13 protein-coding genes are annotated in these 19,948 nt (G+C 50.2%); 10 read left to right on the top strand and 3 right to left on the bottom strand.

Annotated elements, in window-relative coordinates:
- Positions 1-470 precede the first annotated feature (470 nt).
- From mdoG to C4S39_RS08365, 6 genes are all read left to right on the top strand, one after another.
- On the top strand, positions 471-2,006 hold the full coding sequence (gene mdoG, locus C4S39_RS08390; protein WP_103966597.1) for a glucans biosynthesis protein MdoG: 1,536 nt from the start codon (positions 471-473) through the stop codon (positions 2,004-2,006).
- A complete protein-coding gene (gene mdoH / locus C4S39_RS08385; RefSeq protein WP_103966572.1) occupies positions 1,999-4,527 on the top strand; it encodes a glucans biosynthesis glucosyltransferase MdoH in 2,529 nt (842 codons plus the stop codon). The genes mdoG and mdoH overlap by 8 nt, the downstream gene beginning before the upstream one ends.
- A 26-nt stretch (positions 4,528-4,553) precedes the next feature.
- Positions 4,554-4,715 (top strand): hypothetical protein, encoded by a 162-nt coding sequence (locus tag C4S39_RS15150; protein WP_181023794.1) that lies wholly within the window; start codon positions 4,554-4,556, stop codon positions 4,713-4,715.
- 274 nt (positions 4,716-4,989) lie between these two features.
- Positions 4,990-6,501: a threonine ammonia-lyase, biosynthetic gene (gene ilvA, locus C4S39_RS08380; RefSeq protein WP_103966571.1), complete on the top strand. Its 1,512-nt coding sequence runs from the start codon at positions 4,990-4,992 to the stop codon at positions 6,499-6,501.
- A 305-nt stretch (positions 6,502-6,806) separates the two neighbouring features.
- Complete coding sequence (locus C4S39_RS08370; RefSeq protein ID WP_103966569.1) at positions 6,807-8,912, top strand: methyl-accepting chemotaxis protein; 2,106 nt, start codon at positions 6,807-6,809, stop codon at positions 8,910-8,912.
- A 40-nt stretch (positions 8,913-8,952) separates the two neighbouring features.
- The gene (locus tag C4S39_RS08365) at positions 8,953-13,497 is read left to right on the top strand and encodes a hybrid sensor histidine kinase/response regulator (RefSeq protein ID WP_103966568.1); all 4,545 of its coding nucleotides are present in this window, start codon (positions 8,953-8,955) and stop codon (positions 13,495-13,497) included.
- 242 nt (positions 13,498-13,739) lie between these two features.
- On the opposite strand, the gene C4S39_RS08360 is transcribed toward C4S39_RS08365, so the two are convergent.
- Entirely contained in the window at positions 13,740-14,018 is a 279-nt protein-coding gene (locus C4S39_RS08360) for a hypothetical protein (protein WP_103966567.1), read from the bottom strand.
- Between the two features lie 145 nt (positions 14,019-14,163).
- The gene (locus C4S39_RS08355) at positions 14,164-14,559 is read right to left on the bottom strand and encodes a dihydroneopterin aldolase (protein ID WP_103966566.1); all 396 of its coding nucleotides are present in this window, start codon (positions 14,557-14,559) and stop codon (positions 14,164-14,166) included.
- A 107-nt stretch (positions 14,560-14,666) separates the two neighbouring features.
- On the opposite strand from C4S39_RS08355, the gene plsY reads away from it, so the two are divergent.
- Positions 14,667-15,281: a glycerol-3-phosphate 1-O-acyltransferase PlsY gene (plsY, locus tag C4S39_RS08350; protein WP_103966596.1), complete on the top strand. Its 615-nt coding sequence runs from the start codon at positions 14,667-14,669 to the stop codon at positions 15,279-15,281.
- A gap of 88 nt (positions 15,282-15,369) precedes the next feature.
- Here plsY and tsaD read toward each other — a convergent pair whose 3' ends face one another.
- Positions 15,370-16,404, bottom strand: coding sequence for a tRNA (adenosine(37)-N6)-threonylcarbamoyltransferase complex transferase subunit TsaD (tsaD, locus tag C4S39_RS08345; RefSeq protein ID WP_103966565.1), 1,035 nt, complete (start codon positions 16,402-16,404; stop codon positions 15,370-15,372).
- Between the two features lie 404 nt (positions 16,405-16,808).
- Between tsaD and C4S39_RS08340 the strand changes: the two genes are divergently transcribed.
- The 3 genes from C4S39_RS08340 (at position 16,809) to sucD (ending at position 19,943) form a co-directional block, all read left to right on the top strand.
- Complete coding sequence (locus tag C4S39_RS08340; protein ID WP_103966564.1) at positions 16,809-17,765, top strand: HpcH/HpaI aldolase/citrate lyase family protein; 957 nt, start codon at positions 16,809-16,811, stop codon at positions 17,763-17,765.
- A 99-nt stretch (positions 17,766-17,864) separates the two neighbouring features.
- Positions 17,865-19,046: a malate--CoA ligase subunit beta gene (locus C4S39_RS08335; protein ID WP_103966563.1), complete on the top strand. Its 1,182-nt coding sequence runs from the start codon at positions 17,865-17,867 to the stop codon at positions 19,044-19,046.
- A 9-nt stretch (positions 19,047-19,055) separates the two neighbouring features.
- Complete coding sequence (sucD, locus tag C4S39_RS08330; RefSeq protein ID WP_103966562.1) at positions 19,056-19,943, top strand: succinate--CoA ligase subunit alpha; 888 nt, start codon at positions 19,056-19,058, stop codon at positions 19,941-19,943.
- The last annotated feature ends 5 nt before the right edge of the window (positions 19,944-19,948 follow it).

Raw genomic sequence — 19,948 nt, 5'->3', positions numbered from 1 at the left:
TTTGCGTTTATCCTGGATTAATCAATGAACTGAGACTAGCGATTAAGGAATGCAACAGATAATTAAAGAAGTAGAGCATTTAACATGTTTACCAGCTAGATGATCGTTAATGCTGGATTGCTCTAAATATTGGAAAAATTGAAAAAATCCATTATTTGTTTCTGCATGTTGCAGCTTAGATCAAATGATTGATTTTGTTGAATGGGCTGCACTCGTTTTGCTAACTGTGGCAGATTCCTGAATATATTGAGTACGAGATAATTCTATTTTCATCCTTCATTTCATGTTTTCATTTTATGAAACTTCGGACTTCCGGAGAATCAGCATGCTTCACACTTTTACTTGCTTAATCCATGAGCAGAGCGCTGAACAAGGCGGCAATTCTGTTGCTGGATTGTCTGAGTATTCATTAGAATGGACCGGATCAATATAATCACACAAAGGATGAACTGATGAAACATAAACCTCAAATGATGAAAATGCACTGGTTGGGTGCGGCAGTGATATTTGCCCTGTATGTCTCGTCGGCTTGGGCCTTTACTATCGATGATGTCGCAAAACAGGCTCAATCATTAGCCGGCAAAAGCTATGAAGCACCGGAAAGCAACTTGTCCTCCGTGTTTCGCGACATGAAATATGCGGATTATCAGCAGATTCAGTTTATTCATGATAAAGCTTACTGGAGTGATCTGAAGACTCCATTCAAGCTTGAGTTTTACCATCAGGGCATGTATTTCGATACGCCCGTCGAAATTAATGAAGTAACTGCCACGTCGGTACATAAAATCGAATACAGTTCTGATTATTTCAATTTTGGCAATATCGAGTATGACAAAGACGCGCTGAAAGATCTGGGCTTTGCCGGCTTCAAAGTGCTGTTTCCGATCAATAGCAAAGATAAAAACGATGAAATTCTTAGTATGCTCGGCGCCAGCTATTTCCGCGTGATTGGCGAAGGCCAGGTTTATGGTCTTTCAGCACGCGGGCTAGCTATCGATACCGCTCTGCCTTCTGGCGAAGAGTTTCCCCGGTTCCGGGAATTCTGGATCGAGCGGCCTAAACCGAGTGACAAGCATCTGACAGTCTATGCACTACTCGATTCTCCGCGCGCGACGGGCGCTTATCGCTTTGTCATGACTCTTGGCCGCGATATCATGGTCGACGTCCATTCGAAAGTTTATCTGCGCGACGAGGTTGGCAAGCTAGGCATTGCACCGTTGACGAGTATGTTCCTGTTTGGTTCTAACCAGCCTTCTCCGACGACGAACTTCCGTCCTGAGTTACACGATTCTAATGGTCTTTCGATTCACGCCGGTAATGGCGAATGGATTTGGCGTCCGCTGAACAACCCGAAACGCCTGGCCATCAGTAGTTTTTCCATGGAAAACCCGCAGGGCTTTGGTCTGCTGCAACGTGGCCGCCAGTTCTCGCGTTTTGAAGATCTGGATGACCGTTACGATCTGCGTCCGAGTGCGTGGATAACGCCGAAAGAGGAATGGGGTAAAGGTAGAATCGAGCTGGTGGAAATTCCGACAAATGATGAAACCAACGACAACATCGTCGCTTTCTGGACGCCGGATCAACTGCCGGAAGCGGGTAAAGAAATGAACTTCAAGTATACCATCACCTTCAGCCGCAACGAAGATAAGCTGCATTCGCCGGATAACGCATATGTCGTGCAAACTCTTCGCTCAACGGGTGATGTAAAACAGTCTAATCTCATTCGTCGACCTGATGGCACGATTGCCTTCGTCGTCGATTTCACCGGTGCGGCGATGAAGAAGCTGTCGCAGGATACTCCTGTTGCAGCTCAGGTCAGTATTGACGACAACGGTAATATTGTCGAGAGCAGTGTGCGTTACAATCCGGTCATTAAAGGCTGGCGCCTGACGCTACGTGTAAAAGTGATAGATATGAAGAAAATCACTGAGATGCGCGCTGCATTAGTCAACGGTGACCAGACGCTGAGTGAAACCTGGAGCTATCAGCTGCCTGCTGATGAATAAGGTAACTGAGTATATTGACGCGCTGCCGCTGACTGCCGCAGAGAAAACGACCCTTCCAACAACGGATATCCGCGCCCTTCATCGGGCGCTAGATCCTGATCATCGTCACTATGAGCGTGAAGATGATTCGCCGCTGGGGTCTGTGAAAGCGCGACTTGAGATGAGTTGGCCTGATTCTCTGGCTGGCGGGCAACTGATTAAAGACGATGAAAAGCGTACACAACTGAAAATGATGCCCAAAGTGACGCGTTCATCAATGTCGCCGGAACCGTGGCGCACTAATCCAATTGGGCGATTCTGGGATAATCTGAGCGGGCGTGATGTCACGCCGCGGTATGAGTCGCGACTGGCGAAGGAAGAGCAGGTTCACGAACAGAAATGGCGCACCGTCGGCACCATCCGCCGCTACATTTTGTTGCTGCTGACTTTGTCGCAAACCGTGGTTGCGACTTGGTATATGAAAACTATCCTTCCTTACCAGGGTTGGGCGCTGATCAACCTGGCCGATATGATTGGCCAGGATGCGTGGGTATCGTTTATGCAGTTGCTGCCTTATATACTGCAAGGCGGTATTTTGATCCTCTTCGCTATCCTCTTCTGCTGGATATCCGCCGGTTTCTGGACGGCGCTGATGGGCTTTCTGCAACTGCTGATCGGTAAAGACAAATACAGTCTTTCCGCATCGATGGCACAGAATGTGCCACTCAATCCCGAGCACCGTACAGCGTTGATCATGCCTATCTGCAACGAAGACGTGAATCGCGTATTTGCCGGATTGCGTGCTACCTGGGAATCGGTGAAGGCGACAAGGCAACACCGGCACTTCGATATATATATTCTAAGTGACAGCTACGATCCTGATATCTGCGTTGCGGAACAGAAAGCGTGGATGGAATTGATTGCAGAGGTTCAGGGTGAAGGCCAGATCTTTTATCGCCGCCGCCGCCGCCGCGTGAAGCGTAAGAGCGGCAACATTGACGATTTCTGTCGCCGCTGGGGTAACCAGTACAGCTACATGGTGGTGCTGGACGCGGATTCGGTGATGTCAGGGGGGTGCCTGACCAGTCTGGTGCGCCTAATGGAGGCTAACCCGAATGCCGGAATCATCCAGTCGTCGCCGAAAGCCTCAGGCATGGATACCCTCTACGCGCGTTGTCAGCAGTTCGCGACACGCGTTTACGGGCCGCTGTTTACTGCCGGCCTGCACTTCTGGCAATTAGGGGAATCGCACTACTGGGGCCACAATGCCATCATCCGCGTGAAACCGTTTATTGAGCACTGTGCGCTGGCGCCTCTACCGGGTGAAGGGTCTTTCGCAGGATCCATTCTCTCTCACGACTTCGTGGAAGCGGCATTAATGCGTCGGGCGGGGTGGGGGGTGTGGATCGCTTACGATCTGCCGGGTTCTTATGAAGAACTGCCACCGAATCTGCTGGATGAGCTTAAGCGCGACCGCCGCTGGTGTCACGGCAACCTGATGAATTTCCGCTTGTTCCTGGTAAAAGGCATGCATCCGGTACATCGTGTGGTATTCCTCACCGGCGTCATGTCCTATCTTTCCGCGCCCCTGTGGTTTATGTTCCTTGCACTTTCCACTGTGCTGCAGGTGGTGTATATGCTCACGGAACCTCAATACTTTTTGCAACCGCGCCAGCTGTTTCCGGTATGGCCGCAGTGGCGGCCGGAACTGGCGATCGCGTTGTTAGCCTCGACCATGGCGCTACTGTTCCTGCCCAAACTGTTGAGTATTCTGCTTATCTGGTGCAAGGGGACGAGAGAGTACGGTGGGTTCGTTCGCGTCACGATCTCTCTGTTGCTGGAGGTGCTTTTCTCGGTGCTGCTGGCTCCGGTGCGTATGCTATTCCACACCGTATTCGTGATCAGCGCGTTCCTTGGCTGGGAGGTGGTGTGGAACTCGCCACAACGTGACGATGATTCCACACCGTGGAGTGAAGCCTTTATGCGTCATGGTTCTCAGCTTTTGCTGGGGCTGGTATGGGCCCTAGGGATGGCGTGGCTTGATCTGCGCTTCTTGTTCTGGTTGGCGCCTATTGTCTTCTCGTTGATTCTGTCACCGCTCGTGTCGGTCATTTCCAGCCGCGCGTCCGTTGGCCTGCGCGCTAAGCGCTGGAAGTTGTTCATGATTCCGGAAGAGTATTCGCCGCCTCAGGTACTGGTGGATACAGACAACTATCTGGTGATGAATCGCAACCGCACGCTGGGCGACGGCTTTATGCACGCCGTGTTTCATCCATCTTTCAACGCACTGGCGACAGCGATGGCCACCGCGCGCCACCGCGAAAGTAAAGTGCTTGAGATTGCCCGCGATCGTCATGTTGAGCAGGCGCTGAATGAAACCCCGGATAAACTCAATCTCGATCGCCGTTTGGTACTGTTGAGCGATCCCGTCATCATGTCACGTCTGCATTATCGCGTATGGGCCATGCCGGAGAAATACTTTTCGTGGGTGAATTACTATCAGCAACTGATGCTAAATCCGTTGGCGCCGAAAACGAAATAAGTCGAACATTAAAGAACATACCGGTTATGTTGCAATTAACTGTTGAAATTGTTTTGCTTTCCACTCCTGGAAAAACAAAACTGAAGCAAGGCTGTCCATATTCATCTGGATCGAGTCCTGGTACACCCCAACTCGTAGGCATTCCGGGTTGGGATACTTATCACCCAACAATTTTGAAAAAAGATTGAAAAAGCAAAACCAGATTGCGATAAACTGCAATCCTCTTTCACGTACCGAGACTCTCTCGACGCAGTGAAAGACAGTCCGTTAAAATGGGACAACTCCACCTAAGTGGTACATTTTCACCGCTATTTACAAGCTGTTCCATGCAATGCAAGAGATAGTAGCTTTGTTTTTAATAATAGCTCGCTGAGCAACAAAATTTATGTTCTCCGTGATCGTGATAAAATCCCTTTCCCCGTTCCGGATTAAAATAGTATCCGAATTTATCCACTTCTCGTCATGAAAAACAATTACCTTGAAAGAATACTGACCGCGCAGGTTTATGATGTGGCGATCGAGACTCCGCTGGAGCTTGTCGCCAATTTATCCGCACGCCTCCATAATCAGGTATTGTTGAAAAGGGAGGATCTGCAGCAGGTTTTTTCTTTTAAGTTGCGCGGTGCGTATAACAAGATGATCAAACTATCGCCTGCAGTGCGTAATTGCGGCGTGATTGCCGCTTCCGCCGGTAATCACGCGCAAGGGGTGGCATTGGCGGCCAGGAAACTCAATTGTTCTGCAACCATCGTGATGCCGGCAACGACGCCGCAAATCAAAGTGCACGCGGTCATGGCGTTAGGCGCCGCAGTAGCGCTACATGGTGATTCTTATCAGGATGCGTATGACCATGCCGTGCAACTGGCAAAAGTGGAACAAACCACATTTGTCCACCCTTACGATGACCCGGATGTCATTGCCGGACAGGGAACGATCGGTATGGAAATTCTGCGCCAGCATACTGGCGCGATTCATGCCATTTTTGTGCCGATTGGGGGTGGTGGTTTGATCGCCGGAATTGCTGCGTATGTGAAACGCTTGTATCCGAAAATCAAAATCATCGGCGTTGAGCCGGTGGATGCCGATGCCATGTACCGTTCATTACAGAGTGGCCGCCGTGTCAAGCTGGCACAGGTAGGGTTGTTTGCGGATGGCGTGGCGGTGCGGCATGTGGGGAAGGAAACCTTCCGCTTATGCCGCGAATTGGTTGACGAAGTGATACTGGTTGATACCGACGCCATCTGCGCGGCGATCAAGGATATATTTGAAGATACGCGCACGATTATGGAACCATCCGGTGCGCTGTCGATTGCCGGTATCAAGGCCTATACCGCACGTGAAAAAATTACGCATAAAACCATGGTGGCGATCGCATCCGGCGCCAATATGAATTTTGACCGTTTGCGGCATATTTCCGAGCGCGCGGAAATTGGTGAGCAGCGTGAAGCGGTAATGTCAGTGACGATTCCGGAACAACCCGGCAGTTTCAAGAAGTTCTGTAATTTGCTCGGAGCTAAAAGTATTACCGAATTTAATTACCGCTATGCCGATCCGAATGTGGCGCATATTTTTGTCGGCGTATCGGTACGCAATCAAGAGGAAACTCAGAAACTGATCGGCGAATTGAAGCAAAGCGGTCTGGCGACCGAAGATCTGAGCGCCAATGAAATGGCCAAACTGCATATCCGGCATTTGGTCGGAGGGCGCGCGCGCGAAGTGAAGAACGAGATTCTATATCGTTTTGAGTTTCCCGATCGTCCCGGCGCATTGATGAATTTCCTGAACAGCATGAGCCATAACTGGAACATCAGCTTGTTTCATTACCGCAATCATGGCGCCGATTATGGTCGCGTGCTGATCGGCATTCAAGTACCTCCCGAAGAAAAAACCGGCTTCAAGGCTTTTCTGGATCAATTGGGCTACCGTTATTGGGACGAAACCAGAAATCCGGCGTATAAATTATTTCTCGCTTAGTCACCCATGATGCGATTGGGATCACACATACTGCTTGTGAAATTCCGTTGCGTTAGGCGGTGCTGGAAAATTCGCTTATCACCAGGATAGGTCCCATTGGTCTTCGCTCCCTCCGCCTTGTATCTCATCGTGCCCGCCAAACTATTCAGCGTTTGCCTAAAAGACACCATTTTCCAGGCCTTATTCTGTTTTTGATCGCCTGTTTCTGCGGTTAAGCTAGCGGCTGATAGTGGCAATACCGAAAGCGTTTTGCCGCCAATGTGCCTGAGGATTCGGGCAAGCTGAACTTAAAGCCGGAGAAAACAATGGAAAACAATTTTTCTAAATTTGAATTAACGACCAGCCTGGTCGCGATAGGAAAGAAGCTGCCGGTTATATCGCTACCGGCGAAAAAGAATATTCCCAAAAAAATCTCCTTGCTTAACCACAGTTGGATACTCGGCCTCGTCGTGATGTTTCTCACTATATTGCTGCTGATTACACTGATAAGCAGTGTGCGGCAGGCCAGAAACAATGGGTTGCAACCCGAATTCGTTTCACAGTTGCAATTGCAGCATTTACGCTCATCAAATGCAGCACAGCAAATAACCATCGGCAATATTTCAGCTTTTGCACTATTGCACGATAGCCGGAATCAAATGAATCGATATATCAGACTGTTATCACAGGGTGGTTCGTATCATGGCGCGACTATTTCCGCTGTTGATGACGCATTGTCGCCGAGCCTGGATGCGTATCTTGGAAACTGGCAAATTGAGGAAGGCAACATCCATCTGATTTTGAGTCAGGAAGAATCACTGTTGCAGCTCATTAGCAGTATCCGGGCGATCCATATTGCGCATAGTCAGCTTAACCGGCGCAGTGAAGAATTAATCAGCCGTATGGTGCAAATTGGCAATCTGTCTCATGAAATCCGCACGGTCGAGGTCATAAGGATGCATGCGCGCAACGTTGCAAGAAATGTTAAAACGCTGTTGCCAATGGAATTGTCACTGGCGGAAGTTAGTGCGCAATTGACGCAGGATCATGCCCATATTTCGGCGATCACGCATGCGTTAAGTCAAGGCGATAACGGCTTGGGTATAGCTTCCAGCCGGGATGAAATGATCCAGGATCTACTTTCGCATGTCTATGCCCAGGTAAGAAAATTCGACGACCACCTGCATGTGATTCAGAAAGAGATCTCCGCTGCAGCAACGGTGCAGTCGGCAATAGATGCAATGGCGGGCAAGAGCGATGTTATGTTGGATAGTGCGCGTGAGCTGGGCGATGAGATTCAAGCGCAAACCATGCATACGATTTCGTGGTTAAATACGCTGATGATAATACTCGGTGCCTGTGCGTCGCTTGCCTTGATCTTCTTTATCCGGATAGTGCGTCAGAATGCGCGTTATCAAGATTTGGCCAGCCGCAACGAAGTGGCCAGAACACAAAAAGCCATTGTGACCTTGCTGGATGATATGAAAAGAATTGCCGACGGCGACCTGACGGTTCGCACCGATATCACCAATCACACCACCGGCGCCATTGCCGATGCCATCAATTGTACCATTGAGGAATTGCATACCCTGGTGGAGCAAGTCAATCAGGCCAGCGCGTTAGTGGTGGGAGCATCCAATCAGGCGCAACAGGTTTCATCCGGATTACTGACTGCGGCGCAACATCAAACGGAGAAAATCGAACAAACAACGATTGCAGTTTTGAGTATGACTGAGTCGATCGGCGAAATATCGGATATGGCGACGGAGTCTGCCAGGGTGGCGAAACAATCGTTGGCTACGGCGGAGAAAGGCGCATCGGCGGTGCGTGAATCAATTACCGGGATGAATGAGATCCGCACCTATATCCAGGATACCTCGAAGCGGATCAAGCGTCTGGGTGAGAGTTCGCAGGAAATTGGCGAGATTGTCGCGTTGATTACCGATATCACGGACCAAACCAATGTTCTGGCGTTGAATGCAGCGCTGCAAGCGACTGCTGCCGGCGAAGCGGGGCATGGATTCACTGTGATAGCACAGGAAGTGCAGCGTCTTGCCGAGCGTTCGGCAGAAGCCAGCAAGCAAATCGGTGAATTGATTGTTACCATTCAGGGTGATACTCAGGATGCCATCGCTGCGATGGAGCGAAGCACGCTGGGTGTGGCTAAAGGTGCAAAGCGTTCGGATGCGGCCGGACGGGCTTTGGAGGAAATCGAACAAGTGTCCGGGCGGCTCGCTCAATTAGTAGCGAATATTTTTGATGTGACGAATACGCAAACCCGGGCAGCGCACAAGGTGGTTGCCAATATGGAAGAAATTCTTCATATTACCCGCCAGAATACCCAAGGAACCCTGAAAACCACCGGATCGATTAAACAGATTACGGGTTTTGCATCCGAGCTGAAAGCATCGGTGTCTAATTTCAAGGTGTGATGGTATTGCTGATCTCACTATGAACTGATAGTACGGATAAATGAGCGCTCAACCCAAACTTAACATTTCGGCCATTATCGGCATCAAGGACGGTATTTATCAGATATTTGCATTGATAGACCAGAATCTGGAGGTATATAGCCAGCATCCCGGCAACGACAAGCTGATCAAAGACTGCCGGGATTATATTCATCAGCTGGATGGCTTGCTGGAGATGCTCAATCTGACGAGTATCACCCTTGTCACCGAAAAGATGGAGCAAGCGGTTGATGCACTGATTTATAAAAAGATTGAAATTAGTGCGCCGGTTATCGACGCGCTGAGACAATCCACCAAAGCCTTATTGTTCTATTTAAACGAACTCATCGATGGCGCCGAAGAAAATGCGCTGCGGCTGTTTCCGGCTTATCGCGCATTGATGCAAGTGTATGGTTCCGAGAATGCGCCCGAGAGCGATTTGTTTTTCCCGCGATTAACGGTGAATCCGGCGCTGAAAGCCCAAGCCGTGCATAGTGATGCAGTATCCGTCAAATCCCTCGCCAAACAGTTGGGCGCCGAATATCAGGCCGGCTTATTGAAGTGGCTGCGTGATCCTTCGGATCAGCAGGGTTTGCAGCAAATGGCAGTGGCTGTGAATCAGATCGAGACATTCCCGGGAACTCCCGAGCAACGTGTTTTCTGGTGGGTGGCGGCTGGTTTCCTGGAAGATTTGCTGCATTTGGATAGTACTCATATTGACCTCACGATCCGGCGGTTGTGCGGGAAAATTGAGCAAGCGATTCGTCATCTTGCTGCCGAAGCACCGGGTAACCCTGCAGTGTTAATGCGTGAATTGCTGTATCACCTGGCGCATAGCGCATCGACCGGGCAGCGCATTGATGAAATCAAGCGCAGCTTTGCTTGGCCAAGTCTGTCAGCCACCGGTGCAGTGACCTTTGAACAATCGGAATTTCTGAATCCCGTATTGGAGAGATTGCGTAGTACGTTGATGCAAACCAATGATATCTGGCGGGAGTTTTGTGCCGGGGATCAGGAAAGTCTGGTTTCGTTGTCAGAGTATATCGACTGGCTCTTGCACCAAGCGCAGCAAACGGAATGTGCGCCGCTGATAAAGCTGATCGAAGCAATGAGCAATACCGCCGTGTATTTGCATGCCCAGCCGCAAGACATGAACGAGGAATTGGCCATGGAAATGGCTACCGCTTTATTGACGATTGAGAGCATTCTCGATGATTTCTACAAACTGCCGCCGGAGCTGCCACATCAGGTCGATGTACTGGTTTCCCGTTTACAGGGCGTTACCGCTGGCGATGTCAACGTTAACGAATTACCCGCGCTTCCTTTTTTTAATGCGTTAGAAAGTAATACGCAGGATAAAGATTTGCTGGCGCGGGTTGCACAAGAAATGCTGACCAATCTGGGGCAAATCGAGTGCATTCTGGATAAATTCTTTTTTGAGCCAAGCAAACGATACGAATTGTCTTTGCTTTCAGGTTTATTCAAGCAAATTTCGGGCGCTCTGGTGATGCTGCAATTGGAGCGCGCTCAAACTTTATCGAAATTTTGCCAGAATCTGGTCGAGAGACTGCTAGAGCCGGATTATGAAATCATTGAGTCAGAACAGATTCTGCTTGTGGATGGATTAAGCAGCCTGGGTTTCTTTATTGAAGCGCTCAGGAGCGGGCAACCCGATTGTATTCAGATTATCGAGGAAGCGCTTGCATTGTTTCAAATGACAGCGATACAAAAAGACGCCTTGCCACCGAATCCGGAAAATGTAGCCTTGCACGCTACCAAAGCTAAACCGGAAACAGTGCGTAATGAAGCAACAAGCACCGATGTTGATTCGGAGTTGCTCGAGATTTTTCTGGAAGAAGCGGATCAGGTACTGGCGGAAATGATCTGTGATCTACAGAGGTGCTGTGCCGATCCTGCCAATCGCGATGCACTTTCCAGCTTGCGGCGAGAGTTTCACACACTGAAAGGCAGCGGCCGCATGGTCAAGCTGGAGGAAATGAGCGATGTTGCATGGAATCTGGAGCAAGTGCTGAATCATTGGCTGGATGAGCAAAGACCGATTACCGATCAATTAACAGACTTGATCACCCGTGCGCACCAGGCTTATGCCGGATGGTGCAGAGAGTTGCGTGAACAGGGCGCTGTTCATGTTGACGCTAAGACATTGTTGCTGGCGGCAAAAGAATTGCTGGTTCAACAGACAAAAGCCGGGACTATGAGCGCTGGTGCCAATGCCGATGAGCTCGCAGTGACATCCGAAAAATTGATCGCATTGCCGGAGGTATCGCCTCGCCCCCCATCAGCGGGATCTACTCCGGCTTCCGATGCTATTGGGCAGATCGACCGGGAGCTGCTTCAGGCATTTCTTGAAGAAACTTATGACATTGTTCCGCAAATTGGCAGCAAATTGCGAGCTTGGCGCATGTTGCCGGAAGATGATGATATTCACCATGCGATGCTACGACTGCTGCATACCCTGAAGGGAAGCGCCCGCATGGCGGGAGCGGTATTGCTGGGCGACTCGATTCATGCCATGGAAAGTCATGTCGAAGCGGCTTTCCATGAGCGTAACATAGCGGATTCTGCATTGGATCAGCTCGAGAGTGAATTTGATATCATCAGCAGCCAGATTGAACAGCTGCAAAGTATGAGCGCTCCTGCGGTTTCGGAACCAGTCGATATCCCTAGCGTAGCGGATTCATCAGAGCAGAATCACGCCTCACCCGAGAAAACAGATCTGCTTCAATCCAAGGCCATTTTACGCATCAATTCCGAGCTTATTGACCGGCTGATGAATGATTCCGGAGAAGCCAGCATTCTGCGATCCGGAGTTGAAGCGCAACTGAACAGTTTCAAGCAGTCTTTGCAGGATCTTGCCGAAAGCACCCACCGCCTGCATGATCAGTTGCGCGAAGTGGAAATTCAGGCGGAAACGCAAATGCAATCCCACCTTGCGCAACAACATGAAAATCAACATGCATTCGATCCTCTCGAATTCGATCGTTTTTCCCGCTTGCAGGAATTGACGCGACTGATGGCGGAAAGTGTTGATGACATAATTACCGTGCAAAAGAGTCTACGCACGACACATCATGCCGCTGAAGAATCCGTTGCGCAGCAATCCGTCATCAACCGCCGGTTGCAGCAATCCTTGCTGCAGATTCGCACCATACCGTTTAGCAATTATGCCGAGCGTTATTACCGCATTGTCAGACAAGTTTCTGAGGATATGGGAAAAAGAGTTCATTTGGAAATTCTTGGCGCGGAAGTTGAGATAGATCGCAATGTATTGGAAAAAATCAACCCCCCACTCGAACATCTGCTACGCAATGCCATTGCGCATGGCATCGAAGAACCGGTGCAGAGGCAACAGGCGGGCAAGCCCGAGACCGGGAAAATAACCCTGCAATTGCGCCAGCAAGGCAATGAAGTGATTATCACGCTCAGCGATGATGGCCGTGGCTTGAGTCTGCCGCGTATCCGCGAGGAAGGACAACGGCTTGGATTGATTCAGGAAAACGAGGCCCTGGACGACGATGCGATCACGTCATTGATTTTCGCGCAAGGTCTGTCAACTACCGATTCCATCACCGGAATTTCCGGTCGCGGCATTGGATTGGATGTCGTGCGGAATGAAATCCTGATGCTGAGTGGCCGCATCAGCGTCCATTCCGCGCTGCATCAAGGTACAAGCTTCACGATGTCTCTGCCGCTCACGCTGTCCGTGGCGCAGACATTCATGATCCGCGCGGGAAAACAAACCTATGCGATACCGGCGTTCATTGTGGAGCATCATCGGGAATTTGATCCGGAGGAATTAAAGACAATCTATCAGGATCATTGTATTGAATTTAACGGAAAAAAATATCCGTTTTCCCATCTGGCGCATTTATTGGGCGAATCCGGTCACAATCCGGAGATTGCCCGGCACAACCCGGTGTTATTTCTGCATAGCGGTACCCAATATCTGGCGATTCACACTGATGAATTTCTAGGCGATACCGAAGTGGTGATCAAGAATGCCGGCTCGCAACTCGCTCATGCGCCCGGCATCGAAGGCGCCACCATCACCGGTGACGGCGAAATCATTCTGATCCTGAATCCGGTCAAATTGATGCAACGCAGCGATGTACAAAAAACACTCAGTACACCGATGCCTGAATTAGCTGCCGCGACACAGAAGAAATCTGTCAAAACGCCCACCATCATGGTAGTGGACGATTCATTAACCGTGCGTAAAGTAACCTGCCGCCTTCTGGAACGTGAAGGTTGCAATGTGGTGATCGCGAAAAATGGCATCGAAGCGACCGAAAGCCTTCGGGAAATCATCCCTGACGTCATGCTGATTGACTTGGAAATGCCTAAAATGAACGGCTTTGAATTGATCGAAAAGGTACGCGCAAACCCGGAAACAGCTCATATTCCGATGATCATCATTTCTTCACGAACCGCAGAAAAGCATCGCAAGATTGCCAAGGGTTTAGGCGTTGATATATTTCTAGGTAAACCCTATAAAGAAGAGGAGTTGTTAAATTATTTGTCCGGTCTGGTGAAAAATAAAATGTAATTGGCGCGAGCAGTGTGAATTCCATGCACGCAGTCGTTTTGTATATTTGCCCCCGGCGATTACGAAACCGGCATAAGGAAGTTGATACGGTGTCTCTCTTATAGAGACCGCAAAATTGCAGAAGATCAATCCGCAGCGCAGCGTAGCGTCCGCTCCGATTGTTTTTTATCCGTCACCATTTTGGTTGCTTATTGCGTTGGCGTGGAGAAACATAGGAGTTTCCGGACTCCTGGGTTTACGGTTCAACGTTTGAAATTGCCTGTCGTAATTTCTTCCTTTCCGCATAACTTGGCGGTTTCATTGACGCAGCCGATTGCGGCAGTCATTTCAAATTCCGCTGCTTTAGCTTCGGCTATTGCTCTTTCTATTGCTTCTGTTTCCGCATCAATTGTCCGGATCGGATCTTCAGCTAAGCTGCGTATTTGTACCGCAAGATTGTGAAGTATGGCAAAGCGTTTTTCCGCTGCACTCTTGGCTTGTTTCATAAAGGCGTGATATTCACCCAGCAATTCATATTTCATTGCATCTCCTTCAAATTTGGATGCGAAGATGTCTGCTTGAAGTCAAGCAAACGGACAACCGGCAAGATTTGTACCAGGCGTTCGCAAGTATATGGTTTTGAAATCAGGAAAGCGGAAAGGTGCGAGCTCGTATCTAAAGCCCTGATTAGCTGTTAACTAAACTTATGTGCGAACGAATCTCAGATATAGCGTCGGATGTCCGTTCGATACGCACTCCCAGCTTTTTAACCCCTCGTATTATACCAAGCTTGGCAACGCTGACCTTGATCCACGGGGATTGAAATTCCGTCAGAACAGTTTGTGCGATATGCTCGGCCAATGCTTCCAGCAGTGAAAAATGATGTGTCGCCAGAATCTCATTAATTTTTTCAATGATCAAAGCATAATCCAGTGCATCCGCAATGTTATCGGATTGACAGGCATGGCTGGTGGGCAGTGCGATTTCCAGGTCGATCTGGATGGTTTGCGGAACGATGCGTTCCCAGGGGTAAATGCCAATCAGGGTCTTGGCCTTGAAGTCATGCAGAAAAATAATATCCATCGGTGATTAAGCGCTAAAATATGGGGGTTATTCTGGAGGTATCAAAAGCTTCATGGGTGCGAACAAGTCGCGATTCTATTCTATTTTGTCCGGGTGGTGCTAATTACATGACGTTATGGGTATGTGCTATGTTGGCGTATTTTCTGGGATCGGTTTCCTTTGCCGTGATATCCAGCTGGATTTTTAAATTACCGGATCCGCGCACGTACGGCTCAAAAAATCCTGGGGCGACCAATGTTTTGCGTAGCGGCAAGAAAGCGGCGGCGGTTTTTACTCTGCTGGGCGATGCCGGAAAAGGCTGGGTTGCAGTGATTCTGACACAAACTTACGCCCCATCCTGGGGATTGGGGAACGAAGCAGTGGCGGTGGTTGCCTTGGCGGTGTTTCTGGGGCATGTGTTTCCGGTATTTTTACGTTTCCAGGGTGGCAAGGGTGTGGCAACTGCAGTGGGTGTATTGCTGGGATTGGATTTCTGGTTGGGTTTGCTGGCTATCGGAACCTGGATTCTGGCCGCATTGATCTGGCGCATATCTTCGCTATCGGCTTTAATTGCAGCCGCGCTGGCTCCGGTATATGCCGCAACTCTGTTGGGCTTTGAAAGCAATACATTAGCTGTGTTGTTGATGTCATTGATACTGATTTGGCGGCATCAGTCGAATATTGTTAACTTACTGGCAGGCAAGGAAGGTCGCATTGGCGAAAAAAAATCTCCCGGTATTTAAGAAAACGCTGATTCATTGGCTGCACGAGCGAATCACTTCGTTACGCGGCTCGTGCCTCATCCCGTTCGCCGGATTAATCAGTGCTTCCCTAATCAGTTTCCGGTATCTCAAGCATTTCCAGATCCCAGCGTGCCTTGACGGTAAAACTGCTGGCGGGTTGCCAATTCTTTTCCGGCATTGCCTGGAGCCGCATTGCGCCGGCAAATGCAATCATGGCGCCATTATCGGTACAAAATTCAAGTTCCGGATAAAAGACCGTCGCGCCTTTCAGAGCCGCTTTATAATTGAGACTTTCACGTAATTGCTCGTTGGCGCCGACCCCACCGGCTACCACCAGTTGCGTTAGCCCCGATTGTGATAAGGCTGTCAGCGATTTTTGCGTCAATACCTCCACAACCGCGTCTTGAAACGCCAGAGCGATATCCGCGCGGATTTGTTCTGTAAGTTCCTGTTTGCTGACTAAAGTCAGAACCGCAGTTTTCAGTCCGCTGAAACTGAAATTGAGATCCCCGCTGTTCAGCATTGGCCGTGGCAATTTAAATTGTCCGGGCCGGCCGCGCCGGGCGAGTTTCGATAACGCCGCGCCACCCGGATAACCTAATTCCAGTAATTTGGCTGTTTTATCAAATGCCTCACCGGCAGCATCGTCTACGGTTTCACCTAGCAATCCATAGTGGCCGACCGCGTCCACTTGCATCAATTGCGTATGTCCTCCCGATACCAGTAAAGCAATGAATGGGAAATCCGGTGCCGGGGTGGATAATAACGGGGACAGCAAATGTCCTTCCAGATGATGAATGCCCAATGCAGGAATTTTTAATGCAAAACTCATTGCCGCGCCAATGCTGGCACCGACCAGAAGCGCGCCGGCCAGGCCGGGGCCTTGCGTATAAGCGATTGCATTGATTTGGTGCAAATCACGTTTAGCAGCGGTCAATGTCTGTTTAATCAAAGGCAATACGCGCCGGATATGATCGCGCGATGCCAGCTCAGGCACCACGCCACCATATTCACTATGCATTTCTACCTGCGAATACAATGCGTGACTCAACAGGCCGCGCTCTGTATCAAAAAGCGCAATTCCGGTTTCGTCGCAGGAAGTTTCAATACCTAGAACAAGCATGAAGAAAAATCACGATAGTTTTGTATTTTGGGGATCGGTTATCACTGGATAAGTGATGTCATTTTAGCATTGCGATGCTCAATTAGATTGTAACTTTTGCCTCATTCCCATCGATCATTCCGGCGCGCAGAATGCCTGATTCTGGATCTCGGTGCTCGGGTTCATTTCATATCGGGAAAGGCTGTCAGTAGATAAATTCCCGTGGAGAAGATATAATTCTCTGAATAATTAGCCTTTACAATAAGAAACCAAAAACTATTTATTCTAACAATTCACCTCATCAAGATTACCTGCGTTGCTAATCCACGAATCACAGAATGCCTTAAGGGCACCTCTAAACTCATCCGGCATGCTCGTTAATTAGCGCTATTGAAACTTAAAAATTTATTAATTCTGGAGGAAAAATGAGTCACACGCTTTATGAAACCACCGTACAGCGGGTACAACGCTGTGAATTGGCCGTTCCGGGTTCCAATCCGGGGATGTTTGAAAAGGCATTGAACAGCGGCGTAGATTTTGTTTTTCTCGATTTGGAGGATGCCGTTGCTCCCGATGACAAAGTTCAGGCACGTAAGAATGTTATTCAAGCGCTTAACGATCTGGATTGGAAGGGGCATGGCATCACGGTTTCAGTGCGCATCAATGGCCTTGATACACAATATATGGTACGTGATGTGGTGGATCTGGTTGAGCAGGCCGGAAGCAAGATCGATACGCTGTTGATCCCGAAAGCGGGTGTGTATGCCGATGTTTACATGGTGGAAGCCATGGTGACGCAGCTTGAGAAGCAGCAAGGCCTGACCAACCGTATCGGTCTGGAAGCGTTGATCGAAACCGCGCTGGGTATGGCCAATGTGGAAGATATCGCGCGTCATGGCGCAACGGGGAGATTGGAAGCGTTGCACTTTGGTGTGGCCGATTATGCCGCCAGCAACCGCGCCAGAACCACCAATATCGGCGGGTTGAATCCGGATTATCCCGGAGACCAGTGGCATTTCGCCATCAGCCGCATGATCGTGGCCTGCCGTGCTTATGGCTTGCGGCCCATCGACGGGCCATTTGGCGATATCAAAGATCCGGATGGCTACGCGCTGGCGGCGAAACGCGCAGCTGCGCTGGGATGCGAAGGCAAATGGGCCATTCATCCCACGCAGATTGAACTGGCCAACGATGTATTTACACCACCGGAAAGAGAGATTGAGAAAGCCAAGCGCATTCTGGCCGCGCTTAAAGAAGCTGCCGCCCAGGGCAAAGGCGCTGCAGCGCTGGATGGCCGTTTAATTGACGCCGCTTCGGAAAGAATGGCCAATAATGTGGTGAAAATCGCCGATGCGATTGCCGTCAAAAACGGCCGGCGATGAATGACTAAAAAAGCCGCTGATTGCGGCTTTTGTTTTTATCATGCAATGAATTGAATTTATTGAGTTAACGCAGTTATTGCAATTGTTGGGGAAATTGAATTGAACATTCACGAATATCAAGCAAAAGAAATTCTGGCGGAGTACGGCGTCAAGATCGCTGAAGGCGGTTTGGCTTACAGCGTTGTCGAAGCGGTACAGCGCGCCAGAGAAATAGAGGGTGATGTATGGGTCGTCAAGGCGCAAATTCATTCCGGTGCGCGCGGCAAGGCGGGTGGCATCAAGGTGTGCAGAACGCATACGGAAGTCGAGCAGGCGGTAGAGGAATTAATCGGCAAGAAACTGGTGACCCATCAAACCGGCCCGGCTGGAAAAATTTGTTCCCGCGTTTATATTGAAGCCGGAACCAATATTAGCAAGGAGATGTATCTGTCCTTCATGATCGATCGCGCCAGTGAGCGCGTCATCATGATCGGTGCCGCCGAGGGCGGTATGGAAATCGAGAAACTGGCAGAGACCAATCCGGAAGCGATCATCAAGATTTATATCGAGCCTGCCGTCGGATTGCAGGATTTTCAAGCGCGTAAAATGGCGTTTGGCCTGGGTATCGATCCGGCACAACTGAACCATGCGGTGAAAACCATTAAAGGCTGTTATCGTGCGTTGCGCGATCTCGACGCCAATATCCTGGAAATCAACCCGCTGGTCATCACCGCCAATAACGAAATCGTGGCACTCGACGCCAAAATGGTATTTGACGAAAACGCATTGTTCCGCCGTCATAAAATCGCTGAACTGCGTGACAATACGCAAGTCGATCCGCGCGAAGTCGCTGCTGCCGAGGCCGGTTTGAGTTATGTCGGCCTGGATGGCGACATTGGCTGCATGATCAATGGTGCAGGCCTGGCGATGGCGACGATGGACATGATCAAGCTGGCGGGTGGCGAACCGGCAAACTTTCTCGACGTCGGTGGCGGCGCATCCGCCGAGCGCACCGAAAAAGCATTCCGTCTGGTGCTTGCCGATTCAGGCGTTAAAGCGATGCTGGTGAATATCTTCGCGGGCATCAACCGTTGCGACTGGATTGCGGAAGGCGTGGTGCAAGCGGTCAAGAACATCGATATGAAAATCCCATTGGTGGTTCGGCTATCGGGAACAAACGTCGAAGAAGGCCGTAGCATCATCAAGAACAGCGGCCTGCCCATCATCACCGCCGATACGTTAGCGGAAGCCGCGGAAAAAGTCGTCCGTGCCCGTAACGAAGTCGTCGCTCAAAAAGCCTAGGAGTTCAAAGTGGCCATATTAATCAACGAAAAAACAAAAATTATTGTGCAAGGCTTTACCGGAAGAATCGGTACCTTTCATGCTCAGGAAATGATTGACTACGGCTCCAACGTGGTCGGTGGCGTTACGCCCGGCAAAGGCGGGCAAACGCATCTGGGATTGCCGGTATTCAACACCGTCAAGGAAGCGATCGAGCAAGTCGGTGCGGAAGCCAGCATCGTCTTCGTGCCACCGGCCTTCGCTGCGGATTCGATCATGGAAGCCGCCGATGCCGGAATCAAATACTGCGTTTCGATCACCGACGGCATCCCAACGCAAGACATGATGACGGTCAAGAATTTCCTGCGCCGCTTTCCGAAAATGGAACGTATGCTGCTGACCGGCCCGAATTGCGCCGGCACCATCAGCCCGGGCCGTGCCATGCTTGGCATTATGCCAGGTCATATCTACATTCGCGGCAATGTCGGCGTGGTTGGCCGCTCCGGCACCCTGGGCTACGAAGCGGCTGATCAAATGCGTCTGCTCGGTATTGGTATTTCAACATCGGTCGGCATCGGCGGCGATCCGATCCCCGGCAGTTCGCACCGCGATATTCTGAAACGACTGGAACAAGACCCGGAAACCAAAGTCGCACTGATGATCGGCGAAATCGGCGGTCCGCAGGAAGTCGACGCCGGAAAATTCGCCAAGGAACACATGACCAAACCGCTGGTCGCCTACATCGCCGGACTTACCGCACCCGAAGGCCGCCGCATGGGCCACGCCGGTGCGATCATCTCCTCCGCCGGAGAAAGCGCCGCCGAGAAAGTGGCAATGCTGAAAGAACTCGGCGTCACGATCTGCCCGACGCCATCGCTGATGGGGCAGACGGTGGCAGAAGTGCTGGCGAAGTTGTGATCGTA

Origin of the sequence: Nitrosomonas ureae, assembly GCF_900108305.1 — a bacterium.
Taxonomy (GTDB): domain Bacteria; phylum Pseudomonadota; class Gammaproteobacteria; order Burkholderiales; family Nitrosomonadaceae; genus Nitrosomonas; species Nitrosomonas ureae_B.
This window is presented reverse-complemented; position numbering and strand designations above follow the sequence as displayed.